The following is a 23620-nucleotide window of genomic DNA, read 5'->3' as shown; positions in this document are numbered from 1 at the left end:
TCCGCATGGACGACATCACCGCGCTGATCCTCGACGACCATGCCGCCTTCCGGCGCGGGTTCGCCCGCCTCGACGACGCGCGGGGCGAGGAGCAGCTCGCCGCCGTGTGGGACGCGCTCGCGCTGCACCTGGACATCCACGCCGAGGCGGAGGAGCGGATCCTCTACCCGCACCTGCTCAAGCAGGACTCCGGCGGCGCGGAGGAGGAGACCGACGACGCGATCCGCGACCACAACAAGATCCGGGACGCGATCGAGGAGTCGAAGCGGCACCCGGTCGGCTCCGACGCCTGGTGGGCCGCGGTCCGGGACGCGCGCACGGAGAACAGCGAGCACCTGGCCGAGGAGGAGGACGAGGTCCTGCCCGACTTCCGCCGGCACGCCGGGATGGAGCTGCGGCTGGAGCTGGGCGAGCGCTGGCTGACGTTCTACGGCGAGCACCCGAGCGGCAAGGGGCTCAGCTTCCGGGACAAGGATCCCCAGCGGTACATCGAGCAGCACAGCGAGTGATCGGGCGACACGGTCCGTAAGGGTCACCCGGCGTCGCCCGAAAATTGTCGGCGCCCTCGGGCATGATGAGGCCCGTGAGTAGCCGGTTGCGAGCGATCGCCAGCGATACCCTGACCATCGTCGAGCGCGGGTGGTATGACGGGCCCTCGGGCCGCGTCGACCTCGCCGACGACGTGGCCAGGGCGGTGGCCGGCACCCGGCTGCACCTCCCGGACGATCCCCTGGCCCCGGATCCGCCCGCGGACGGCGCTACGGTGACAGTAGAGGTCACGCAGGAGTCGACGCTCTGGGCGATCAGCCGGCTCGGCGGCCCCCTGGCGGTGCTGGTGTTCGCCTCGGCGCGCAACCCCGGCGGCGGGTTCCGCAACGGGGCCCAGGCGCAGGAGGAGAGCCTGGCCCGCGCCTCCGCGCTGTACTCGGCGCAGCTCGCCGCGCCCGGCTTCTACGAGCACCACCGGGACGACCCCGACCTGACCTACAGCGACCGGGTCATCCACTCACCCGGCGTGCCGGTGTTCCGGGGTGACCGCGGCGCCCTGTGGGAGCGGCCGGTCCCGGTGTCGTTCCTGACCGCCGCCGCGCCCAACCGCGGCGCGGTCGAGCGCAACCAGCCCGACCGGCTCGCCGCCGTGCCGGACGCGCTGTTCCGGCGGGCCGGGCGGGTGCTCGACGTCGCGCGGGCGCACGGGCACCGGCGGCTCGTCCTCGGCGCGTGGGGCTGCGGCGTGTTCCGCAACGACCCGGCGACGGTCGCCCGCGCCTTCGCCGAGCAGCTCAAGATCCCGCGCGGGTTCACGCACGTGACGTTCGCGGTGCTCGACGCACCGACGTTCGCGGTCTTCGACCGGGAGGTGCCGCGATGACCGCACCGGCCAGGCTGGCCCGGGCGATCCGGCGGGTGCCGGACTGGTATGCCGCCGGGCTGCTCCTGGTGGCCGCGCTGAGCGCGGTCGCCGCGGTGAGCGCCGCCCTCGGCTCCCGGGTGCACCCGGTCCGCGCGACCATCGACGCGCTGCTGGTGCCCGCGCCGGCCAACGTCGGCTACGCGGCGCTGCTCGTCACGCTCGCCGCCGGCATCCACAACCGCAAGCACATCACGTTCTGGCTGCTCGCGATCTTCTTCGGGTTGCAGGCGCTCTACGACGCGTTCGTGCTGCTCGACGTCGGCGAGCGCGGCGCCGAGGCCCACGAGCTGAGGCTGCCCTTCCACGGCGTCGGGGCGGCGCTGACCAACGTCGTCGTGACGGCGGTGCTCCTCGCGCTGCTCTGGCTGGCCCGCGGCGAGTTCCGGGCCAAGGTCCAGCGGGCCAGCCTGCCGAAGTCGCTCGCCACGCTGGCCGGGCTGCTGGCCGCGTTCACCGTCGCCGGGTGGGGGCTCGTCGAGCTGTTCCCGGGGTCGGTGGGCGCCGGGGCGGGGCGGCTGCTCTACAGCGGGCGGATCGTCCTCGGCGGGGCCTTCGCGTTCGACATCGGCCGGCACGGACGGGCGCCCGGCTGGGTCAACCTGGTCCTCGGCGCGTTCGGCGCGATCGCCCTCTTCGCCGCCCTGTTCGTGCTGCTGCGCTCGCAGCGGGTCATCGCCTCCCTCGACGTCGACGAGGAGCGGCGCGTCCGCGAGCTGCTGGCCGAGCACGGCCGGCGGGACTCGCTGGGCTACTTCGCGACCCGCCGCGACAAGGAGGTCATCTTCTCCCCGACGGGGCGGGCCGCGGTGACCTACCGCGTGGTGTTCGGGGTGTCGCTGGCCAGCGGCGACCCGCTCGGCGAGCCCGGCGCGTGGCCGCCGGCGATCGAGGCGTGGCTGCGGGAGGCCCGGGAGTATGCGTGGACGCCCGCGGTCATGGGCGCGAGCGAGGAGGGCGCGACCGCGTTCGCCCGGGCCGGGCTGCGGGTCATCGAGCTCGGCGACGAGGCGATCCTGCACGTGCGCGACTTCGACCTCGACGGGCCGGAGCTGCGGCAGGTGCGGCAGGCGGTGCGGCGGGTCGAGCGCGCCGGCTACACGGTGCGGGTCCGGCGGCACTCGGAGATCGGCGCCGCCGAGATGGCGAGGATCATCGAGCTGGCCGCCCGCTGGCGGGACACGGAGACCGAGCGCGGGTTCTCGATGGCGCTGGGCCGGCTCGGCGACCCCAACGACGGCCGGTGCGTGCTGGTCGAGGCCCACAACCGCGACGGGCGGGAGGTGGCGCTGCTGTCGTTCACGCCGTGGGGCCCCGACGGGCTGTCGCTCGACCTGATGCGGCGCGACCGCAGCTCCGACAACGGGCTGATCGAGTACATGGTGGCGGCGCTCATGCGGGAGTCGCCGCGGCTCGGCGTCGAGCGGGTGTCGCTGAACTTCGCGGTGTTCCGGGCGGTGTTCGCGGAGGGCGCGCGGATCGGCGCCGGGCCGGTGCTGCGGCTGTGGCGGGCGTTGCTGCTGTTCGCGTCGCGGTGGTTCCAGCTGGAGTCGCTGTACCGGTCGAACGTGAAGTACCACCCGCAGTGGCTGCCGCGGTTCCTGTGCTTCGAGGACGTGCGGGACCTGGCCAAGGTGGGGCTCGCGTCCGGCGTCGCCGAGGGGTTCGTCGTGGTGCCGCGGCTGCGGACCCTGCTGCGGCGGGGCACGGCGACCGGGCCCGAGCAGTACCGGGAGCTGATCACCACCGCCGTGCCCGCCGGCACCGCGGCCGCTGCCACGGGCGCCGCGACGGAGGCGGAGACGGAGGCGGAGGCGGCACCGCGCGAGCCGCGGCGGCCCGAACAGGTCCGGGTCCGGCTGGCGAAGACGGCGGCGCTGCGGGCCGCGGGCATCGAGCCGTATCCGCCGGGGTTCGACCGCACCGACACGATCGCCGCGGCCCGGGCCGGGCACGAGGGGCTCGCGCCCGACACGCACACCGGCGACCGGGTCGCGATCGCCGGGCGGGTGGTGCGGCTGCGCGACCACGGCGCGCTGTGCTTCGCCACGCTGCGTGACTGGACCGGCGACATCCAGGTGCTGGTCACCGAGGCCCCGCCGGGCCCGGCGTCCCCGGCAGCCCCGTCCCCGGCAGCCCCGGCAACCCAGTCCCCGGCAGCCCCGTCCCCGGCGACCCCGTCCCCGGCGGCGCCGGCGGGCTTCGCCGCGACCGTCGACCTCGGCGACCACGTCGGCGTCGTCGGCGAGGTGGGCACCTCGAAGCGGGGCGAGCTGACCGTCTTCGCCGACCGGTGGCAGCTCACCGCCAAGTGCCTGCGGCCGCTGCCCGACAAGCACAAGGGCATGGCCGACGCGGAGGCGCTGGTCCGGCAGCGGCACGTCGACCTCATCGTCAACCAGTCGGCCCGCGACATGGTCCGCACCCGGTCGGCGGTGAGCTTCGCGCTGCGGCGCGCCCTGCACAGCCGGGGGTTCGTCGAGGTCGAGACGCCGGTGCTGCAGCCGGTGCACGGCGGCGCCAACGCGCGGCCGTTCACCACCCACAGCAACGCCTACGACATGCGGCTCTACCTGCGGATCGCGCCGGAGCTGTACCTGAAGCGCCTCGCCGTCGGCGGGGTGGAGAAGGTCTTCGAGATCGGCCGGAACTTCCGCAACGAGGGCGTCGACGCGACGCACAACCCGGAGTTCACGATGCTGGAGGCGTACGAGGCGTACGGCGACTACACCAGCATGCGGGAGCTCGTCCGGGAGCTGGTCCTGGCGGCCGCCGGCGACTCCCCCGTGCTGCGCCGCCCGGACCAGACGGAGGTGGACCTGCGCGACGAGTGGCCGGTCGTGCCCGTCTACACGGCGGTGTCCTCGGCGGTCGCGAAGGCGCTGCCGGGCGCGGGGCCGGGCCTCTCGATCACGCCGGACTCGTCCGTCGGCGACCTGCGGGTGTTCGCCGACAAGCTCGGCGTCGCCTGGCAGGAGGACTGGACGCACGGGCAGCTGGTGCTGGAGCTGTATGAGCACCTGGTCGAGGGCACGACGGTCCGGCCGACGTTCTACACCGACTTCCCGGTCGACGTGTCGCCGCTGACCCGCCAGCACCGCGACGACCCGCGGCTGGCCGAGCGGTGGGACCTGGTGGCGTTCGGGATGGAGCTCGGCACCGCGTATACGGAGCTGGTCGACCCGGTCGAGCTGCGGGCCCGGCTGACCGCGCAGTCGCTGCGGGCCGCGGCCGGCGACCCGGAGGCGATGGAGCTCGACGAGGACTTCCTGGACGCGTTCGAGTTCGCGATGCCGCCGAGCGGCGGCCTGGGCCTGGGCGTCGACCGGCTCGTCATGCTGCTGACCGGACGCTCGATCCGGGAGACCCTGCCGTTCCCGCTGGTCCGCACGACCCGTGGTGGCCGCCCATGACCGGTCGTTTTCTCCATGGAGCCGATGCCTATTGCCGCGGGCGCGCGGAGACGGTAGCCGTGCGGTCAGTATTCCGCTCCGGACTATTGGCCACCGGAATGTTCCAGCGGTCCATTGTCCTCGGCCGGACCCGGGGGTGACAAAAAGGGCCACAGCAGGCGGATCATGCGACGTAGCTGCGGATGAAACGGACAATGTGGCCGGCCGGGTATTGACGCCGGGCAAAAAACGGGGGAGAAACATGTTTCGGGGGAAACGCAGATGGGAAACGCACGCTGAATGCCCGATGAGAGCCCGACCCTGGACTTGCTGGAACGGCTGGCCGCCGCGTCGGACCGGATGACGTTCGACGCGTTGTTGCGGCAGGTCGGCCTGCCCGAGAAGGTGCTGCGCGGGCGGCTCAAGCAGCTCGTCGACCGCGGCTGGGTGGACGCGTACCCGGCCGACGGCTACACCGGCGAGACCTACACCGTCGACGCACCGGACGCGGACGCGCCCGACGCCGACCCGCTGGGCGCCGGCCCGCTGGGCGCCGGCCTCGCGGCTGCCGATGCGCCGGCCGGCTCCGCCGGCTCCCCCGGCACCCACGCACCCGGCACCGATCCGGCGGGCGCCCACGTGACGGGCGCGCGGGTCGCCGACGGGCCGGCGCGCCGGGACGTCGGGCGGGCCGTCGTGCCCGGGGGCCGGCCCGCCCGGGCACGGGGCGGGGTGGATCGGGCGCGGGGCATGACGTTCGCGATCGGGGTCGGGGCGCTGCGGCCGGGGAGCGCGTTCCTGTCCGGGGACCGGGCCGCGCGGCTCGCCGGGCCGATCCTGACGCGGGCGCGGGACCTCGTCGACGAGTCGTTCCGGCTGGTCCGGCTCGACGGCACCGCGATCGTGTGCCTGGCCGGCCGGGAGTCGTCGCGGGACATGGCGGGCACGCCGGTCGGGCGGCGGTTGCCGGCGTACGCGGCGGCGAGCGGGCGGGCGATCCTGGCGTACCGGTCGCCGGCCGAGGTCGAGGCGCTGCTCGACCAGGGGCTGGAGGCGCACACCGTCGACTCGGTGGTCGACCGGGCGGCGTTCTTCGCCGAGCTGGCCGAGGCGCGGGAGCGCGGGTGGGCGTACGAGCGGGGGCAGATGATCCCCGGCATCGGCTGCATCGCCGCCGCCTTGCTGCCGGCGCCCGGCGGGCCGGGGCCCGTCGACGGCGAGAGCGACTTGAGCGGCGGCCGGACCGGCGAACGCGGTGCGCACCGGGCCGGTGACCAGGGGCGCGGCCGGCACGCGAGGGCGACCGGCGACCGGAGTTCGGGGTTCGTCGTCACCGACTCGATCAGCTGCGCCGTGCCGCTGGCCCGCCTCACCGACGACCACGCCGAGGACATCGCGGCGGCGGTCCTGCGCGCGTGCCACGAGCTCGCCGTCGCGCTGCGCGGCTGAGCCGTCGCCGCCGAGCCGGGGCGGGCCCCCGTGGCGTCACGGTGTGCTGCCGGCATATCGCACTGTGCCATCGCGAGATCGGGCATCTCGATACGATGGGCTATGGACGTCCAGCGCACCGACCTGCCCGGCATCGGCACGAGTCACGTGGTGACGACCGGTCGTGGCCGTCGCATCGGGATCGTCTCGCACCGCAGCGGGCGGCGGGATCTGGTCATCTACGACACCGAGGACCCCGACACCAGCATCGTGTCGGTGGCCCTGTCGGCCGGCGAGGCCAACGCCGTCGCCGAGTATCTCGGGACCGCGCGGATCGTCGAGCAGCTCGCGGAGATGCAGCGGCAGGTCGCCGGGCTGGTGACCGAGCAGCTCGTGATCACGCCGGGGTCGCCGTACGACGGGCGGACGCTCGGCGACACGCGGGCCCGCACGCGCACGGGCGCCTCGGTCGTCGCGGTCGTGCGGGGCAACGAGGTCATCGCCAGCCCGCGGCCCGACTTCGGGCTGCTGGCGCGCGACCTGGTCGTCGTGGTCGGGACCGCCGCCGGCGCCGAGGGTGTCGCGACGCTGCTGACGGACGGTTAGGGCGGCGTGCAGCACGACACGATCCTCATCGAGCTCGGCGCCGTCATCCTCGCGCTCGGGCTGCTCGGGGCACTGTCGCTGCGGTTCTCGATCTCGCCGATCCCGTTGTACCTCGTGGCCGGCCTGGCGTTCGGCGTCGGCGGCGTCCTGCCGCTGACGACCAGCACCGAGTTCATCTCGGCCGGCGCGAAGATCGGCGTGATCCTGCTGCTGTTCACGCTCGGCCTGGAGTACACCGCGCCGGAGCTCGTCGGCACGCTGCGCTCGTCGGCGCCGGCCGGCCTCGTCGACCTCGTGCTCAACGCCACGCCCGGCGTCGCCGCGGCGCTCATCCTCGACTGGGGGGTCGCGGCGGCCGTCGCGCTCGGCGGCATCACGTACGTGACGTCGTCCGGCATCACCGCGAAGGTCCTCGGCGACCTCGGCTGGCTCGGCAACCGCGAGACGCCGGTCGTGCTGTCGCTGCTCGTCTTCGAGGACCTGATGATGGCGCTGTACCTCCCGATCCTCACGGCCCTCCTGGCCGGCTTCGGGGTGCTCGGCGGCGCGGTGACCCTGGCGATCGCCGCGGCGACGGTCAGCTTCGTCCTGCTCGTCGCGCTGCGGTTCGGCACGGTCGTGGAGCGGTTCGTGGCCAGCGACAGCGACGAGGTACTCCTGCTGAAGGTCCTCGGCCTGACCCTCCTCGTCGCCGGGGTGGCCGAGCTGCTGCAGGTGTCGGCCGCGGTCGGGGCCTTCCTCGTCGGCATCGCGCTCTCCGGGCCGCTCGCCCACACCGCGCGGCAGCTGCTCATGCCGCTGCGGGACCTGTTCGCGGCGGTGTTCTTCGTGTTCTTCGGCCTGCAGACCGACCCGCGGAAGCTCCCGCCGGTCCTCGGCGTGGCGGCGCTGCTCGCGCTGTGCGGCATCCTGTCGAAGCTGGCGACCGGCTGGATCGCCGCGCGGCGGGCCGGCATCGCCGTCCCGGGGCGGGTCCGGGCGGGCGCGGCGCTGCTGCCCCGCGGGGAGTTCAACATCGTCATCGCCGGGCTGGCGGTCGCCGCGGGCGCGAACGTGAAGCTGGGCCCGCTCGCCGCCGCGTACGTGCTCGTGCTCGCCGTCCTCGGCCCGCTCGCGGCCCGCGCGGCCGAGCCACTGGCCCGGCTGTACATACGCCGCCGCGGCGGTGGCACGGGCGGCCGGGGAAGGCGCGGCGCCGAGGGCGCGCCGGGCGGGGCCGGCGGCGACGGTGGCGCCGCACCCGGGGCGGCGGGACCGGCCGCGGCCGGGTGACGTCGGCCCGGGCCACGGCGCGGTCGCGGAGGCCGTGCGCCCCGGGCGGGCAGGCCGCAGGCCACAGCGGGCTGAGCCAGGCGGCACAGCCGACCGGTTCGAGAAAACTGTCCGAAATACGGAAATTATCCGATCTCGCCGATCGCGCCGGGCCCGCCGTGTTTGGCTTCCCGTCGGAGGTGCCACGGCAGCGCTGCCGTGGCGGACGACGGGGGATCAGCACATGTTCAAGCTCAACCGCGGCCTGCCCGCCATCGGCGCGGCCGCCCTGCTCGCCACGCTCATCGGCGCGCCGGCCCACGCCGCCGGCACCGGCGGCGGAGGCGGCGCCACCTTCAGCGCGGGCAAGGTCAAGCGCGCCGGGTCGGCCGTCTGCAGGGAGATGACCGTGAACGGCGGCTTCGAGCTGCCGAAGCTGGGCGCGAAGCAGAACTGGTACCAGTTCGACGAGGACGACGTCCAGGGGTGGCGCACCGACGACCCCGACGGCAAGATCGAGATCTGGGGCGGCGGCAACGGGGTGCCGGCCCGCTTCGGCAAGCAGTTCGCCGAGCTCAACGCGACCGGCTCGGGCAACTCGGTGTACCAGGACATCAAGACCAAGCCGAACACGAAGATCTACTGGTCGTTCTGGATCCGGGCCCGCGACACGTCCGGCGGCAAGGACGTCGACGCCACGCAGATCCACTTCGGCCGCACGCCGAAGAACGACGGCAGCGTCAACGGCGTCGGGTCCACGTTCGCGTACGCCAACAGCGCCAGCGACGTGCAGTGGAAGCGGCTCTACGGCTGGTACAAGACCGGCCCCGGGCAGACGTCGACCCGCGTCACGCTGACCGCGGTGGAGAGCGCCTCGACCGACGAGGGCTACGGCAACCTGGTCGACGGCCTCACGATCGTCGAGCACCAGAGCTGCATCTAGCCACCCCGAAGAGCGGTACCGAACCCCCGCCGGGTGAGATCACGCGCCCGGCGGGGTGAGGTAGGTCCAACTGCATAAGCCGCTTCTATAAGCGCGTGATACGAATAGAGCATGCCTGCCGCTGCGAAGACCACGCCCGGCGCCACAGCGCAAGCACCAGCACCGGACACCGCCCAGCTCGACCCGGCGCGGCTCGCGTCGGCGGTCGAGCGGCTGTTCAGCCAGCTGCGGCACGGCAACCCGCCGAACGACATCAGCCTCACCGCCGCGTCCACGCTGCGCCGGCTGGAGCGCGAGGGTCCGCGGCGGCTCACCGAGCTCGCCGCCGCCGAGGGCGTCACCCAGCCGGCCATGACCCAGCTCGTCCAGCGCCTCGAACGGGAGGGGCTGGCCGCCCGGGCCGCGGATCCCGACGACGGGCGCGTCGTCCTGGTCGGCGTCACCGACGACGGCCGGGCGCTGCTGGCCCGGCGGCGGGCCGTGCGGGCCAGGCACCTCGCGGCGATCCTCGACGAGCTGCCCGGCGACGACAAGGCGCTCATCGCCGCCGCGCTCCCCGCCCTGGAGAGGCTGGCGCGGTGACCGGCACCCTCGAGAAGAGCAGGCGGGGCTTCCCGACCAGCGCCGACCACCCGAACTACAAGTGGGTGGCGCTGTCCAACACCACGCTCGGCATGCTCATCGCCACGATCAACTCGTCGATCGTGCTCATCTCGCTGCCGGCGATCTTCAACGGCATCCACCTCAACCCGCTCAGCCCCGGCAACGTGAGCTACCTGCTGTGGATGCTCATGGGGTACATGCTGGTCAGCGCCGTCCTCGTGGTCACCCTCGGCCGGCTCGGCGACATGTTCGGGCGGGTCCGCATCTACAACCTCGGCTTCGCGCTGTTCACGGTCACCTCGATCGCGCTGTCGCTCGACCCGTTCGACGGCGGCGGCGGCGCGTTGTGGCTCATCGGCTGGCGGGTGCTGCAGGCCGTCGGCGGCGCGATGCTCATGGCGAACTCCGCCGCGATCCTCACCGACGCCTTCCCGGCGGCCCAGCGTGGCATGGCCCTGGGCGTCAACATCGTCGCCGGCATCGCCGGCTCGTTCATCGGCCTCGTCCTCGGCGGGCTCCTCGCCGAGTGGAACTGGCGGGCCATCTTCTGGGTCAACGTGCCGATCGGCATCATCGGGACGATCTGGGCGTACCGCTCCCTGCACGACACCGGCCTCAGACGGCCGGGCCGGATCGACTGGTGGGGCAACCTGACCTTCGCCGTGGGTCTGACGGCGCTGCTGGCCGCGATCACCTACGGGATCCAGCCGTACGGCGGGCACTCCCAGGGCTGGACCAACCCCTGGGTCCTCGCGGGCCTCATCGGCGGCGTGCTCGTCCTGGCGCTGTTCACCTGGATCGAGAAGCGGGTCACCGAGCCGATGTTCCCGCTCGGCCTGTTCAAGATCCGGGCGTTCGCCTCGGGCAACGTGGCCGGCCTGCTCGCCTCGATCGCCCGCGGCGGCCTGCAGTTCATGCTCATCATCTGGCTGCAGGGCATCTGGCTGCCGCTGCACGGGTACCGCTACGAGGAGACCCCGCTGTGGGCCGGCATCTACCTGCTGCCGCTCACCGTCGGCTTCCTGGCGGCCGGCCCGATCGCCGGGCACCTCTCCGACAAGTACGGCCCGCGGCTGTTCGCCGCCGTCGGCCTGCTCGTCATGGCGCTGAGCTTCGGCGGCCTGCTGATCCTGCCGACCGACTTCGCCTACTGGGCGTTCGCCGGGCTGGTCTTCCTCAACGGCCTCGGCGGCGGGCTGTTCGCCGCGCCGAACACCGCACTGATCATGTCGAGCGTCCCGGCCCACCTGCGTGGCGCCGCGTCGGGCATGCGCGCCACGTTCCAGAACGCGGGCATGGTGCTCTCGATCGGCGTGTTCTTCTCGCTCATGGTGGCCGGCCTCTCCAGTCACCTGCCCGCGACGCTCAATGACGGGTTGGCGGCGCAAGGTGTACCGCCGGAAGCCGCGCACACCATCGCGTCCCTGCCGCCGGTGGGCACGCTGTTCGCGGCCTTCCTGGGGTACAACCCGATCCAGGAGCTCCTCGGCCCGCAGCTGCTCGGCCAGCTCCCGCCCGCCAACGCGGCGACGCTGACCGGCCGGGAGTTCTTCCCGAACCTGGTCGCCGGCCCGTTCCACGACGGACTGATGATCGTCTTCTGGCTCGCCATCGGCATGTCCGTGATCGGCGCGATCGCGTCGCTCGTGAAGTCGCCCAAGCCGGTGACCTAGACCCCGCTCCCTGGTGGAATGCCGCCCTCCGGCCGGCCACGGGCCGAAGCGGCGGCGACAGCACGGACGGGCCGGCGCCCTCGTGGGAGCAGGGGCGCCGGCCCGTCCGTGGCACAACCAGCGCCTACAGCGCGGCCAGGCGCGACTCCAGGAACGACCGCTCCACGGCGTTGTCACACAGCGCGATCGCCCGCCGGTACGCCTCCGCCGCCTCGGCCGGCCGGTCCAGCCGCCGCAGCAGGTCGGCCCGGGTCGCGGGCAGGTAGTGGTACGCGGCGAGCCGCGCGTCGCCGGCCAGGCCGTCGACGACGGACAGCGCCACCGCCGGGCCGCCCGCCGGCGGCGGCAGCATCGACACGACCACGGCCCGGTTGAGCGCGACGACCGGCGACGGCCAGACGGCGAGGAGCAGGTCGTACACGTCGCGCAGCTGGCCCCAGTCGGTGTCGGCGTAGGTGGGGGCCTCACTGTAGAGCGCGGAGATCGTGGCCTGCAGCGCGAACCGGCCGGGCTTGCCACCGCGCAGCGCGGCCCGGACCAGGCGCAGGCCGTCGGCGATCTGCGCCGCGTCCCACCGCGACCGGTCCTGCTCCTCCAGGCGCAGCAGCCGCCCGCCGGCCCCGACCCGGGTGGCCCGGCGGGCGTCGTGCAGCAGCATCATCGCGAGCAGCCCGACGGCCTCGCGCTCGTCGGGCATGAGCGCGCACAGGGTGCGGGCCAGGTCGAGGGCCCGCTCGACCAGGTCGGGCCGCACGAGCGCGTCCCCGGACGGGGCGGCGTGGCCGGTGGTGAAGACCAGGTGGACGACGGTGAGGACGGCGTCGAGGCGGTCGGGCAGCTCCTCGGCCGACGGCACGCGGTACGGGATCCGGGCGGCCGCGATCTTCTTCTTGGCCCGGGTCACGCGGGCGGCCATCGTGGGCTCGCTGACCAGGAACGCGCGGGCGATCTCGGCCGTGGTCAGCCCGCACACCAGCCGCAGGGTGAGGGCGAGCTGCGCCTCGCGGGCGAGCGCCGGGTGGCAGCAGGTGAACACCAGCCGCAGCCGGTCGTCGGGGATGTCCTCGGGCTCCTCCGCAGCGGGGGCGTCCGGCACGACGAGCAGCGGCAGCTTCGAGCGCAGCGTCGACGCGCGCTTGTGCGCGTTGAGCGCCCGCCGCTGCGCGGTCGTCGTCAGCCAGGCGCCCGGGTTGACCGGCACGCCCTGGCGCAGCCACGCGTCCATCGCCGCGACGTACGCGTCCTGGACGCACTCCTCGGCCAGGTCGAGGTCACGCGCGACGCGCACCGTCGCGGCGAGCACGCGGGCCCACTCGCGACGGTGCGCGTCGGCGACAGCCTGCCGGATGTCAGCAGGATCCACCGGGGACGACCTACTCGAAGACCATCACCGGGCGGACCTCGACGCCGCCGAACCCGGCCGGGCACAGCTTGCCGATCTGCAGGGCGTGGTCGAGGTCCCTGGCCTCGACGAGGTAGTACCCGCCGAGGACCTCCTTCGTCTCGACGAACGGGCCGTCGGTGACGACGTCGCCGCGGATCGAGGTGGCCGTGGGGGTCGGCTGGAGGGCGTTGCCGCCCAGCAGCTGCCCACCGAGCTCGACGACCTGCTCGGCGAAGCGGGCGTGGGCCTCCATGGCCTGCTGCCACACGGCCGGGTCGGGGTTCTCGTAGCCGGACTCGTCCTCGTAGATCAGGATCAGGTACTGGGCCATCGTGCATCTCCTAGCGTGGCGTGGACACTTCCACTCCTACGTCAATCGTCCCCGGCTCCGGATCGACAACACGGCCAAAGAATTTTTTCGAGCCGACGTAGAGCAGTGCACCGGCGGCCATGAACAGCGTCCCGGCGACGTACCACCCGGTCAGCACGAGCAGGACGAGCGACGCCACCAGGGACACCCAGGCGCAGCCGCGGGCGAGGGAGCCGCGGGGCAGCAGGCGCAGGGCGGCGGCCGAGCCCATGAGGTACACGAGGACGAAACTCCCGCTGGTGAGCAGGACGAGCGGCCGGGTGCCCGTCCCGGTCAGCGCCACCACGAGCATCGACACCCCGCCGAGACCGGCGACCACCGCGAGGCTGCGGCGGGGCACCTCGCCCGCGCCGGACCCGCGGGCGAACCAGGCCGGCAGCGCGCCGTCGCGGCCGAGCGCGGCGCCGAGCTTGGCCGCTCCCGCATAGTAGGCGTTCATCGTACCGAGCGTGAGCAGCACGGCCGCCCCGGCCGCGATGACCCGGACCTGCCCGCCGGTCCCCCGCGCCAGCAGCTCGGCGAGCGGCGCGTCGGACGTCGCCGCCGGGCCCAGGACCAGGATGCTCGCGGCGGCGATGCCCAGGTAGAGCACGCCGACGACGAGCAGCGCGATGGCGGTGGCGCGGGGCAGGTCGCGGGCCGGGTGGCGGAAGTCGGCGGCGAGCGAGGTGACCGCCTCCCAGCCGGCGAAGCCCCAGACCAGCACGGCCGCGGCCGAGCCGACCGCCCACCAGCCGTGCGGCGCGAACGGGTGCAGGTTCGCCGGGTCGGCGTGCGGCAGGGCGGTGCCGGTGGCCGTGACGAGCAGGGCGACGAGCAGGGCGGCCAGGCCGAGCTGGAGCCGGCCGGAGACCCGGACGCCGCCCAGGTTGCCGGCGGTGACGATCACCATGAGCCCGACGGCGGTGGCGATGACGGTGGGGGTACCGCCACCGAGCGCGGCCGCCACGTACGCGCCGCCGAACAGCGCGGCGGCCGGGGCGCCGACCGGGACGGCGAAGAAGAACGACCAGCCGACGACCGCGGCCGCCCGGTCGCCGAAGGCCCGGCGCACGTAGGTGGCGACGCCGCCCGAGTCGGGGTGGCGGGCGCCGAGCGCGGCGAAGGTGGCGGCGAGCGGGACCGACAGCAGGACCAGCGCGCCCCACGCGAGCAGCGACGCCGGCCCGGCCGTCTGCGCGGCGAGCGCCGGGAGCGCGATCACACCGGTCCCGAGCACGGCCCCGATCGAGAGCGCCGCGCCTTGTGGCACAGTCATCATGATCCCGATTTTTCAGCGGTACCGCCGGATCAGCGAGTGGCAGGAATGCCATCCTCGGATAGATTCGTGCCATGGGTGGGAAGCCGCACGTCGTGGGCGTGGCCGTCACCGAGGACATGCCGGTCTTCGAGCTCGCCGTCCCCTGCGAGGTCTTCGGCATCGACCGGGCCGACCTCGCCGACCCGTGGTACGAGCTGCGCTTCGCCGCCGTCGAGCCGGGCCGCCACGCGGCGCGCTGCGGGCTGACGGTCGACGCGCCGCACCCGATCGCGTCGCTCGCCGACGCCGACACGGTGCTGCTGCCGGCGTTCGCGCGGGCCAGGCAGATCGAGCCGCCGGAGGAGCTGGTCCGCACGGTCCGCAAGGCGTACGAGAACGGCCGGCGGATCGTCGCCATCTGCACCGGCGCCTACGTGCTGGCCGCGGCCGGCCTGCTCGACGGCCGCCGGGCGACGACCCACTGGATGAACGCCTTCGACTTCGCGCAGCGCTACCCGGCGGTGACGTTCGACCCGGACGTGCTCTACACGTCGGACGGCACGATCTTCACGTCGGCGGGCACCGGCGCGGCCGTGGACCTGTGCCTGCACCTGGTCCGGCTCGACCACGGCGCCGCGGTCGCCAACGAGGTGGCCCGGCGGATGGTGGTGCCGCCGCACCGCGACGGCGGCCAGTCCCAGTTCGCCCAGCCGCCGCGCCCGTTCCCCCGGTCGCCCGACGCGCTCGGCCCGGCGCTGGAGTGGGCGCGGCAGCGGCTCGACCAGCCGCTCACCGTCGCCGACCTGGCCCGGGAGGCGCGGCTGAGCCCCCGGACGTTCGCCCGCCGCTGCCGAGAGCAGCTGGGCACCACCCCGCTGCAGTGGCTGGTCGGCCAGCGGGTCCGGCTGGCCCAGGAGCTGCTGGAGACGACCGGCGACTCGATCGAGCGGATCGCCCACCGCACCGGCTTCGGCACCCCGGCCAACCTGCGGACCCACTTCGCGCGGCACACGAGCGTGACCCCGACGACGTACCGCCAGGTCTTCCACCGCTAACCCGCGCCCTCCGCACCCTCCGCGCGCCCTCCGCGCCGTGCGCGCCCTCCGCGCGCCCCCGCACCCTGCGCGCGCCCCGCACCCTCCGCGCGCCCCGCGGCCCCCGCGCCCTCCCCGCGCCCCGCGCCCTCCCCGCGCCCCGCGCCCTCCGCCCGCCGCGCGCCCTTCGCGCCCTGCGCGCGCCCTCCCCTCGCCCCCGCGCCCTCCCCGCGCGTCGATCTTGCAGTTGTGGTGCCTGACAAACCGGACATTCACGGAGTGTCCGGGCACCACAACTGCAAGATCGACGAGAGTGGGGCGTTGACGGGGGGGGGGCAACGTCAGGCGAGGACGTGCTCCAGCAGCAGTGCGACCTCGCGGTAGCGGGACACGGTGACCAGGTGGACGCCGTCGAAGGCGCCGCTGTCGCGCAGCGCCGCCACCTGCGCGCAGGCGGCCTCGACCCCGGCCCGGCGATCGGCCTCGACCCGCTGGACCAGGTCGGCCGGGATGTCGATGTCGGGGATCGTCGCCGCCAGCCGGCGGGCCATGCCGGCGCTGGCCAGGACGAGCACCCCGGCGTACACCGGCGTGGTGATCCCCGCCGACTCGCGCCACCGCAGCAGGGCGTCGACGTCGAAGCTCATCTGCGCGAACACGAAGTCGGCCGCGCGCTTCCACCCCGGCAGTGGCCGCAGCCCGGCGGCCACGCCGATGCGGGGCGGCGTGAACCCGGGCCGCTCCCCCATCGCGCGCGCCTGCTCGATCATCGTCCGGACGGTGAGCTCCCCGGTCCGCCCGCCCTCGGTCGGCTTGTCGCCGTGGACGAAGAGGAACTCCCCGACCCCGTACGCCGCCGCCGTCAGCATGTCCCGCTGGAACCCCAGCAGGTTGCGGTCGCGGGAGTTCAGGCACGCGATGCTCCGCCCGCCCATCGCGGCGACCTCGTGCGCGACCGCGATGCTCGACACCGTGGCCCGGCCGATGTGGTTGTCCGGGATGAGGAACGAGTGCGCGACCGGGGCGAGCACCCCGATCTGGTGCCGCACGTGCCGGATGTCCGGCCGCGTCGGCGGCTCGATCTCGCAGATGACGTCGAAGGCCACGGTGCCGGAATCTAGCAGGGGATCAGTTCCGAGCGGCGGACCCGGACGCGGGTGCCGTCGGTCAGGGTGACCTCGACCCGGCCGGCCGGGTCGGTGTCGCCGAACGCGTAGATCTCCTTGCCCGCGTGCTCGGCGAGGTCACCCCCGGCCGGCCGCAGGACCCACTTCAACTCCGGCGATTTACGCATTTCGCCCACCCCCTCGCTCGCAACGGTAGGGGTTCGGGGGCGCCCGGCGCCGCCGAAGCGCCGGGCGCGCACCCGTGTGGGTGAGCGGGTCAGTCGCGGACCAGCTGCTCGCGGAGGTTGCGCAGCGCGCCGGCCAGCAGGCGCGACACGTGCATCTGCGAGATGCCCAGCTCGGCCGCGATCTGCGACTGGGTCAGGTTGCCGTGGAAGCGCATCGCGATGATCTTCTGCTCGCGCTGCGGCAGGCGGGCCAGCAGGGGGCGCAGCGCCTCGCGGTTCTCCACGTTGCGCAGGTCCTCGTCCTCGCCGCCGAGCAGGTCGCCGAGGCCGTTGGCGCCGCCGTCGCCCGCGTCGCCGACGGGGGCGTCGAGGGAGAGCGCGCGGTACGCCTGGCCGCACTCCAGGCCCTCGATGATCTCCTCCTCGGAGACGTGCAGCCGCCCCGCCAGGTCGGCGACCGTCGGGGACCGGCCCAGGTCCTGCGCGAGGTCACCGGTGATCTTGCTGATCTCCAGGCGCAGCTCCTGCAGCCGCCGCGGGACGCGCACGTCCCAGCCCTTGTCCCGGAAGTGCCGCTTGAGCTCGCCCACGATCATCGGGATCGCGTAGCTGGTGAAGGCCGCGCCGCGGTCCGGGTCGAACCCGTCGACGGACTTGATGAGGCCCAGGTTCGCGACCTGGACCAGGTCGTCGAACTGCTCGCCGCGGTTGCGGAAGCGGCGGGCCAGGTACTCGGCGAGGGGGATGTACAGCTCGATGAGCCGGGCCCGGGCCCGCGCCCGGTCGGCGCCGGGCGGCAGGTCCGCCATCAGCGACAGCAGGGCCTTGGCCTGCGCGTCGTTCTCCCGGTGCCGCGAGGCGGCACCCCGCTCCTCGGCGGACGCAGCGGATACCGTGGAAACAGACACATCGACAGTCACGACCAACAGCCTTTCGATCGGTGCCACGACGCACGCCCGGCGCACCACCGGCCCGCCTCGAAACGGCGGCGAGCGACGGCGCGGCAAGCGCGGCGAAAGGGGGTTTCGGCACTTGGCGAGCGGGCACCCCACACGGAGAGGGCAGGCTCGCGCGGAAGAGGTCCGAAAGGGCGCCCGTGTCTTGAGCACCAGACCTGCGCTGTCGCCACCCCGCGGGTGACCGCCGTTGCTGGACGGCCCGCACAGGTGGGGGCGACGGATCCGACTGTACAAGAGATTGCCGCACGACAAAAGTCGGCCCGGCCCCGGTCGGCAACAGGCCTTAGGGTGGCCGCATGACCGGAAGCGGTGAGCGCACGACCGGAAACGAGGAGCGACCGGAGGACGGCGACCGGCCGGGCAGCGGCCGGATCGACTCGAACATCCCGAACGTCGCCCGGATGTACGACTACTACCTCGGCGGCTACCACAACTTCGCCGTCGACCGCGAGGCCGCCGAGAAGATCCTGGCGATCTTCCCCGACACGCCCGCGGCGGCCCACACGAACCGCCGCTTCCTGCAACGCGCCGTGCGGTACCTGGCCGGGGAGGCCGGCGTCCGCCAGTTCCTCGACATCGGCGCCGGCCTGCCGACCCAGGGCAACGTGCACGAGGTCGCCGGTGCCGGGTGCGAGGTGGTCTACGTCGACAACGACCCGGTCGCCGTCGCCCAGGCCCGCGCCCTCGTCGAGGACCTCCCGAACGTCTCCGTCGCCCTCGCCGACCTGCGCGACCCCGACGCCCTGCTCGCCGACCCGCACGTGCGCGGCCACCTCGACCTCGACGAGCCGGTCGCGATCCTCATGGTGTCGTTGCTGCACTTCGTCCCCGACGACGCCGAGCCCGGCCGGATCGTCGCGCGGCTGCGCGACGCGACCGCCCCCGGCAGCCACCTGGTGGTGTCGCACCTGACCCTCGACGGCGTCGCGGAGGCCCCCGCGAGCCAGGGGCAGGAGGTGTACCGCACGTCGACCGCGCCCATCGTGCCGCGCTCCCGCGCCGACATCCTGCGCCTGTTCGAGGGCTACGACCTGGTCGAGCCCGGCCTGGTCTGGCTCGGCGAGTGGCGGCCCGAGCCGGACGGCACACCGGAGGGCGTCTCGCACGGCTACGGCGCGGTGGGCGTGAAGCCCAAGTACTGAGCTTCGTGGCCGGCGGCCCGCCGGATGGGTCGGTGACGGCAACCTCACAGTGACCCGTCATCCCGTGCGGTAGCTCCGAAGTCCTCGCGTCAGGCGGTTCGACAGCCCGGATCGCCTCCGATGCGGGAGGACCACGAGCATGCGCACTACAACCCGAGCCGGCCGGTGGCGGGCAGCGAACGCCACGGCCGCCGCGATGGTCGCGGCCGGTGTCGCGTTCGCCGGCCTGGGGCCGGCCACGTCAGCGGCGTCCAGCCACCGCGAGGCACCGCTCGTCGCGGCCGACCCGGCCGTCGACAACACCGACCTCTACGCGTTCGTCAGCCCCGAGCGCGCCGGCTACGTCACGTTCATCGCGAACTGGCAGCCGTTCGAGGAGCCCAACGGCGGCCCGAACTTCTTCCCGTTCGCGACGGACGCCGTATACAACATCAACGTCGACAGCGACGGCGACGCCAAGGCCGACGCCGTGTTCCGGTGGACGTTCCAGAACGTCGACAAGCGCGGCGGCAACACGTTCCTCTACGCCAACGGCCCGGTCACCTCGCTCGACGACGAGAACCTGCTGTTCCGCCAGACGTACACGCTGGAGTCGTCGTTCCACGGCGAGCCGTTCAAGACCCGCGTCAAGGACGCCCCGGTGGCGCCCTCCCGCGTGGGCAAGGCGACCATGCCCGACTACGCGAAGCTGCGGGGCGACGCCAACAAGCGGCTCCCCGGCGGCTGGAACGTCTTCGCCGGGCAGGCCGACGACCCGTTCTTCCTCGACCTGCGGGTGTTCGACCTGCTGTACGGCGGGGACCTGAGCGAGACGGGACAGGACACGCTGGCGGGGTACAACGTGAACACCATCGCCCTGCAGGTGCCCTTCTCCGACGTGGCGCTCAAGGGCGACGCGAAGCGCAACCCGGTCATCGGCGTCTGGACGACGACGGAGCGGGCCAGGACGCGGGTCACCGGACAGGCCTCGCCGGTCACCGGTGACAAGGTCCAGGTGTCGCGGCTCGGCAACCCGCTGGTCAACGAGGTGGTCGTGCCGGCCTCGCTGAAGGACGCGTTCAACTCGATCAGCCCGGACAAGGACGCCGACATCCCGGCCGTCGTCGCCCGGGTGACCGACCCGGAGCTGCCGAAGCTCATCGAGGCGATCTACAAGATCCCCGCCCCGGCCACGCCGCGCACCGACCTGGCCGAGATCTTCCTGACCGGCATCACCACGAAGGCGAACGGCCCGATCAAGGCCGACCTCAACTCGCAGCTCAACAACGCCGACGTGGACCCGTCGAAGTTCCGCCCGGCCGAGATGCTCCGCCTGAACCTGGGCGTGCCGGTGACCGCGCAGCCGAACCGGCTGGGTGTCCTCGCCGGCGACCTGCAGGGCTTCCCGAACGGCCGGCGGCTCACCGACGACGTCGTCGACATCTCGATCCAGGCGGTCGAGGGCGCGGCCCAGACCGGCAAGCTCGTCGACGCGCTGGCGACCGGCGACAAGGTCGACACGAACGACAACGCGTTCGGCGCGCAGTTCCCGTACCTGGCCCTGCCGAACAGCGACGCGGTCAACAAGGGCGGCGGCACCGGTGGTGGCGCGGCCGTTCCCAGCGCCGGCCCGTCCACGTTCGCGGCCACCCCGTCGGCGTTCGAGTCCGGCACGGGCATGACCGCGGTGGCGGTCGGCACCTCGGCCCTCGCGGCCGGCCTCGGGACCCTGCTGTTCGTCGGCTGGTGGCGGCGCCGCAACAGCGCCGGCCTCTAGTTCCCCACCCGCCGGGCGGGTCCGCCGTGGACCCGCCCGGCCCACCCCAGACCTGAGGAGGATGCAGTGCGACTGCGTGCGATTTCCGTGGTGGTGCTGGCGGCTGCGCTGCTCTTCGGCATCGGCGCCACGATCGGCCGGCCCGCCCCGGCGCCCGCCCCGTCCGTCACGGAGAGCCCCCGGCCGGCCTCGCCGCTGGCCGCCGCGATCGGCCGCCACCAGGAGCGGCTGCGCGCGGTGCCGGGCGACTGGGCCACCTGGGCCGCGCTCGGCGAGGCCTACCTGGAGCAGGCGCGCATCAGCGCCGACCCGGCGTACTACCCGAAGGCCGAGGGTGCCCTGCGCCGGTCCCTCGAGGTGCGCCCCGACGGCAACGAGCCGGCCCTCGCCGGGCTCGGCGCGCTCGCCAACGCCCGGCACGACTTCGCCGGCGCGGAGCGCTTCGCCCGGCAGGCCCTCGACGTCAACCAGTGGTCGGCGACCGCGCACGGCGTGCTCGCCGACGCGCTGACCCAGCTCGGCCGTCCGGCCGAGGCGACCGCCGCCGTGCAGCGGATGCTCGACCTGCGGCCCGGCCTCAGCTCGTACACCCGGGGATCCTATGACCTCGAACAACACGGCCGTCGCACCGAGGCGGTCCAGCTCATGGAGCGGGCCCTCGCGAGCGCGACCGAACCGGCCGACGTCGCCTTCTGCCACCAGCACCTCGCCGCGCTGGCGTGGGCGGCCGGCGACACCGCGACCGCGACGCGCCACGTGACGCTGGGGATCCGGGTGTACCCCGAGACGCCCGGCCTCTGGCAGCTCAAGGCGCGCATCGACACCGCCGGCGGCGACCTGGACGCCGCGCTCGCCGACCTCGAGCGGGTCGTCGCCCGCACGCCGACCGTCGACGCGCTGCTCGACCAGGCCCGGCTGCTGCGCTTCGCGGGCCGCGACCCCGGCCCCTCGCTGGTGCTCGCGCAGGCCGCGCACCAGCTGTTCACCGCCAACGGCGGCACCGACGACCTCGGCGCGGCCGCGCTGGCGCTGGAGCTCGGCCGGCCGGCGCAGGCGGCGGCCCTCGCCGCGCAGGAGTGGCAGCGGCGGCCGTTCGCCGAGGTGGCCGACGTGCTGAGCTGGAGCCTGCTGCAGGCGGGCCGGCCGGCCGAGGCGCTGCCGTACGCTCGGCAGGCGTCCGCGCTCGGCCAGGTCGACGCGACGCTCGCGTACCACTACGGGATGGTCGCGCTGGCCGCCGGCGACCCCGACCTGGCCCGGGTCCAGCTGCGGCTGGCCCTGGCCCTCAACCCGAAGTTCTCCCCCGTCGACGCGCCGATCGCCGCGCGGACGCTGGATTCGCTCTCGCCGTCGCTCTCGCCTTTGCAGGGGTCGTGATGTTCCGTCGCTTGGTTGTTGTGCTGTCGGCGCTGCTGGTGGCGCTGGTCGTCGCCCCGGGCGCGGCCCAGGCCCACCCGCTCGGCAACTTCTCGGTCAACCAGCTGGGCGCGCTGTCGTTCCGCCCGTCCGGCCTGGACGTGCTGGCGGTCGCGGACTTCGCCGAGCTGCCGACGGTCCAGTCACAGTCCACTGTGGACTACCTGGGCGCCGCCGCCTTCGCGGCCCGCGAATGCGCGGCGCTGGCCTCGGCGTTCTCGGTGCGGGTCGACGGGGCGCCGCTGGCGCTGGCCGTCGGCGATGCGTCCTTCGGGTACTCCGACGGGTCGGCCGGCCTGCGGACCAGCCGCCTGGAGTGCTCGCTGTCGCTGTCGTACGACTTCTCCGACGAGTCCACTGTGGACGTTGTCAACGGGTATCGGGGGGATCGGGTAGGATGGCGGGAGTTGACGGCGGTGGCTTCCGGGGTGCATCTCGTCGACTCGCCGCTGCCGACGGCCAGCCGCAGCGACGGCCTGCGCAGCTACCCGGACGACCTGCTGAGCTCTCCCCCGGACGTCCGGTCGGCCCACCTGCGCGTGGCTCCTGGCGGCTCGACGCTGTCGACGTCCGCCGCCGACGGCGAGTCGGTCGCTCCCGTCCTGCCCGGCTGGCTGGGCCGCGCGGAGGCCCAGCTGCGTGGATGGGTCGGCTCGCGCGACCTGACCGTGGGCGTGGGCCTGGCCGCGGTGCTGCTGGCGCTGCTCCTCGGCGCCGCCCACGCCGCGCTGCCGGGCCACGGCAAGACGGTGATGGCCGCGTACCTGGCCGGCCGCCGGGGCCGCCCCCGCGACGCCCTGGCGGTGGGCGCGACGGTGACGCTGACCCACACGGGCGGCGTCCTGGTCCTGGGCCTGCTGCTGACCACGGCGGCCGGCCTGGCCGGCGAGACGGTCCTGGGCTGGCTGGGCGTCACGAGCGGCGTCCTGGTGGCGGCCGTGGGCGCGGCGATGCTCCTGTCCCGCCACAAGTCCCACACCCATACCCACGGCCACACTCACGCGCACGCTGAGGGCCACACCCACTCGCACGACAACGCCAACTCCCACGCGGACGACGGCGGTGGACACTCCCACGAATCACACTCGCACTCCCACGGGCCGGCGGCCCACACCTCTGGCCACTCCCACTCCCACGGGCCGGCCGCCCACGCCTCTGGCCACTCCCACTCCCACTCCCACGGGCCGGCGGCCCACACCTCTGGCCACTTCCACTCCCACGGGCCGCACTCGCACGCTCATGGAGACGGTCCCGGCGGGGCCGGGCCGAGCCGCCTCGCCATCGTGGGGATGGGCATCGCGGGCGGCCTGGTACCCAGCCCCTCGGCCCTGGTCGTCCTCCTCGGCGCCGTGGGCCTGGGCCGGACCTGGTTCGGCGTCCTCCTCGTCCTCGCCTACGGCCTGGGCATGGCCGCCGTACTCACCGCCGCCGGCCTCCTCCTGATCCGCGTTCGCGACCGCTGGGCCGGCCGCCTCCGCCTGACCACCCGCCTCCCGCGCCTGACCAGGCTGGCCCCGACCGGCACCGCGGCGATGGTCCTCCTGGTCGGCTCGGCCCTGGCCGTCCGTTCCCTGATCAGCCTGTAACCGCCCACCTGTGACACCGCGCCACGGGCGGGCCGCCCTCCGCAGCGACCCGCCGGTGGCGGGTGTCGTGGGCTGCGGGGAGGGTGGGGAGGCGGTACTCTGGTCACCAGGCAGTGCGCCTGCCTGAGCCAA

The 23620-nt window shown here is 74.1% G+C and carries 20 protein-coding genes; 14 read left to right on the top strand and 6 right to left on the bottom strand.

Annotation, left to right across the window (positions count from 1 at the left end; all coding sequences use genetic code 11):
• Positions 1-5 precede the first annotated feature (5 nt).
• The 9 genes from IEZ31_RS13555 to IEZ31_RS13515 all read left to right on the top strand — a co-directional run bounded on the left by IEZ31_RS13555 (position 6) and on the right by IEZ31_RS13515 (position 11307).
• Positions 6-509 carry a hemerythrin domain-containing protein gene (locus tag IEZ31_RS13555; RefSeq protein ID WP_190250159.1) on the top strand — a complete coding sequence of 168 codons (504 nt, stop codon included), beginning with the start codon at positions 6-8 and terminating at the stop codon, positions 507-509.
• Between the two features lie 74 nt (positions 510-583).
• Positions 584-1372, top strand: coding sequence for a TIGR02452 family protein (locus IEZ31_RS13550; RefSeq protein ID WP_190250158.1), 789 nt, complete (start codon positions 584-586; stop codon positions 1370-1372).
• Positions 1369-4824, top strand: coding sequence for a bifunctional lysylphosphatidylglycerol synthetase/lysine--tRNA ligase LysX (lysX, locus tag IEZ31_RS13545; protein ID WP_190250157.1), 3456 nt, complete (start codon positions 1369-1371; stop codon positions 4822-4824). Before IEZ31_RS13550 ends, lysX begins: the two co-directional genes overlap by 4 nt.
• Before the next feature lie 279 nt (positions 4825-5103).
• The gene (locus IEZ31_RS13540; protein ID WP_190250156.1) at positions 5104-6252 is read left to right on the top strand and encodes an IclR family transcriptional regulator; all 1149 of its coding nucleotides are present in this window, start codon (positions 5104-5106) and stop codon (positions 6250-6252) included.
• Between the two features lie 102 nt (positions 6253-6354).
• Positions 6355-6837 carry a cation:proton antiporter regulatory subunit gene (locus tag IEZ31_RS13535; RefSeq protein WP_190250155.1) on the top strand — a complete coding sequence of 161 codons (483 nt, stop codon included), beginning with the start codon at positions 6355-6357 and terminating at the stop codon, positions 6835-6837.
• A gap of 6 nt (positions 6838-6843) precedes the next feature.
• Positions 6844-8109, top strand: coding sequence for a cation:proton antiporter (locus IEZ31_RS13530; protein ID WP_190250154.1), 1266 nt, complete (start codon positions 6844-6846; stop codon positions 8107-8109).
• A 223-nt stretch (positions 8110-8332) separates the two neighbouring features.
• Positions 8333-9031 (top strand): hypothetical protein, encoded by a 699-nt coding sequence (locus IEZ31_RS13525; RefSeq protein ID WP_190250153.1) that lies wholly within the window; start codon positions 8333-8335, stop codon positions 9029-9031.
• 111 nt (positions 9032-9142) lie between these two features.
• A complete protein-coding gene (locus tag IEZ31_RS13520) occupies positions 9143-9613 on the top strand; it encodes a MarR family winged helix-turn-helix transcriptional regulator (protein WP_190250152.1) in 471 nt (156 codons plus the stop codon).
• Entirely contained in the window at positions 9610-11307 is a 1698-nt protein-coding gene (locus tag IEZ31_RS13515; RefSeq protein ID WP_229834926.1) for an MFS transporter, read from the top strand. The genes IEZ31_RS13520 and IEZ31_RS13515 overlap by 4 nt, the downstream gene beginning before the upstream one ends.
• A gap of 124 nt (positions 11308-11431) precedes the next feature.
• On the opposite strand, the gene IEZ31_RS13510 is transcribed toward IEZ31_RS13515, so the two are convergent.
• The 3 genes from IEZ31_RS13510 to IEZ31_RS13500 all read right to left on the bottom strand — a co-directional run bounded on the left by IEZ31_RS13510 (position 11432) and on the right by IEZ31_RS13500 (position 14322).
• On the bottom strand, positions 11432-12610 hold the full coding sequence (locus tag IEZ31_RS13510; RefSeq protein ID WP_190250282.1) for an RNA polymerase sigma factor: 1179 nt from the start codon (positions 12608-12610) through the stop codon (positions 11432-11434).
• 70 nt (positions 12611-12680) lie between these two features.
• Entirely contained in the window at positions 12681-13022 is a 342-nt protein-coding gene (locus IEZ31_RS13505; RefSeq protein ID WP_190250151.1) for a YciI family protein, read from the bottom strand.
• 10 nt (positions 13023-13032) lie between these two features.
• Positions 13033-14322 (bottom strand): APC family permease, encoded by a 1290-nt coding sequence (locus tag IEZ31_RS13500; protein ID WP_190250150.1) that lies wholly within the window; start codon positions 14320-14322, stop codon positions 13033-13035.
• Positions 14323-14393: 71 nt separating this feature from the next.
• Here IEZ31_RS13500 and IEZ31_RS13495 point away from each other — a divergent pair, with 71 nt between their 5' ends.
• On the top strand, positions 14394-15356 hold the full coding sequence (locus IEZ31_RS13495; protein WP_190250149.1) for a GlxA family transcriptional regulator: 963 nt from the start codon (positions 14394-14396) through the stop codon (positions 15354-15356).
• Between the two features lie 320 nt (positions 15357-15676).
• On the opposite strand, the gene IEZ31_RS13490 is transcribed toward IEZ31_RS13495, so the two are convergent.
• From IEZ31_RS13490 to IEZ31_RS13480, 3 genes are all read right to left on the bottom strand, one after another.
• Complete coding sequence (locus IEZ31_RS13490; RefSeq protein WP_229834923.1) at positions 15677-16441, bottom strand: methylenetetrahydrofolate reductase; 765 nt, start codon at positions 16439-16441, stop codon at positions 15677-15679.
• 11 nt (positions 16442-16452) lie between these two features.
• Positions 16453-16629 carry a hypothetical protein gene (locus IEZ31_RS13485; RefSeq protein ID WP_190250148.1) on the bottom strand — a complete coding sequence of 59 codons (177 nt, stop codon included), beginning with the start codon at positions 16627-16629 and terminating at the stop codon, positions 16453-16455.
• Positions 16630-16718: 89 nt separating this feature from the next.
• Positions 16719-17537 carry a SigB/SigF/SigG family RNA polymerase sigma factor gene (locus tag IEZ31_RS13480; protein WP_373294580.1) on the bottom strand — a complete coding sequence of 273 codons (819 nt, stop codon included), beginning with the start codon at positions 17535-17537 and terminating at the stop codon, positions 16719-16721.
• A gap of 347 nt (positions 17538-17884) precedes the next feature.
• Here IEZ31_RS13480 and IEZ31_RS13475 point away from each other — a divergent pair, with 347 nt between their 5' ends.
• The 4 genes from IEZ31_RS13475 (at position 17885) to IEZ31_RS13460 (ending at position 23488) form a co-directional block, all read left to right on the top strand.
• Positions 17885-18730, top strand: coding sequence for an SAM-dependent methyltransferase (locus IEZ31_RS13475; protein WP_190250147.1), 846 nt, complete (start codon positions 17885-17887; stop codon positions 18728-18730).
• Between the two features lie 139 nt (positions 18731-18869).
• Positions 18870-20486, top strand: a complete 1617-nt coding sequence (locus IEZ31_RS13470) for a DUF4331 domain-containing protein (RefSeq protein WP_190250146.1) — start codon at positions 18870-18872, stop codon at positions 20484-20486.
• Between the two features lie 66 nt (positions 20487-20552).
• On the top strand, positions 20553-21863 hold the full coding sequence (locus tag IEZ31_RS13465; protein WP_190250145.1) for a tetratricopeptide repeat protein: 1311 nt from the start codon (positions 20553-20555) through the stop codon (positions 21861-21863).
• An 11-nt stretch (positions 21864-21874) separates the two neighbouring features.
• Positions 21875-23488: a sulfite exporter TauE/SafE family protein gene (locus IEZ31_RS13460; RefSeq protein WP_229834920.1), complete on the top strand. Its 1614-nt coding sequence runs from the start codon at positions 21875-21877 to the stop codon at positions 23486-23488.
• Positions 23489-23620: the final 132 nt, after the last annotated feature.

This window comes from Dactylosporangium sucinum, from assembly GCF_014647515.1.
Taxonomy (GTDB): domain Bacteria; phylum Actinomycetota; class Actinomycetes; order Mycobacteriales; family Micromonosporaceae; genus Dactylosporangium; species Dactylosporangium sucinum.
This window is presented reverse-complemented; position numbering and strand designations above follow the sequence as displayed.

Excerpts from the sequence above, each read along its gene's own strand:
- IEZ31_RS13555 (WP_190250159.1), top strand. The coding sequence starts at position 6 with ATGGACGACATCACCGCGCTGATCCTCGACGACCATGCCGCCTTCCGG.
- lysX (WP_190250157.1), top strand. The coding sequence starts at position 1,369 with ATGACCGCACCGGCCAGGCTGGCCCGGGCGATCCGGCGGGTGCCGGAC.
- IEZ31_RS13540 (WP_190250156.1), top strand. The coding sequence starts at position 5,104 with ATGCCCGATGAGAGCCCGACCCTGGACTTGCTGGAACGGCTGGCCGCC.
- IEZ31_RS13535 (WP_190250155.1), top strand. The coding sequence starts at position 6,355 with ATGGACGTCCAGCGCACCGACCTGCCCGGCATCGGCACGAGTCACGTG.
- IEZ31_RS13525 (WP_190250153.1), top strand. The coding sequence starts at position 8,333 with ATGTTCAAGCTCAACCGCGGCCTGCCCGCCATCGGCGCGGCCGCCCTG.
- IEZ31_RS13520 (WP_190250152.1), top strand. The coding sequence starts at position 9,143 with ATGCCTGCCGCTGCGAAGACCACGCCCGGCGCCACAGCGCAAGCACCA.
- IEZ31_RS13505 (WP_190250151.1), bottom strand. The coding sequence starts at position 13,022 with ATGGCCCAGTACCTGATCCTGATCTACGAGGACGAGTCCGGCTACGAG.
- IEZ31_RS13500 (WP_190250150.1), bottom strand. The coding sequence starts at position 14,322 with ATGATGACTGTGCCACAAGGCGCGGCGCTCTCGATCGGGGCCGTGCTC.
- IEZ31_RS13495 (WP_190250149.1), top strand. The coding sequence starts at position 14,394 with ATGGGTGGGAAGCCGCACGTCGTGGGCGTGGCCGTCACCGAGGACATG.
- IEZ31_RS13485 (WP_190250148.1), bottom strand. The coding sequence starts at position 16,629 with ATGCGTAAATCGCCGGAGTTGAAGTGGGTCCTGCGGCCGGCCGGGGGT.
- IEZ31_RS13475 (WP_190250147.1), top strand. The coding sequence starts at position 17,885 with ATGACCGGAAGCGGTGAGCGCACGACCGGAAACGAGGAGCGACCGGAG.
- IEZ31_RS13470 (WP_190250146.1), top strand. The coding sequence starts at position 18,870 with ATGCGCACTACAACCCGAGCCGGCCGGTGGCGGGCAGCGAACGCCACG.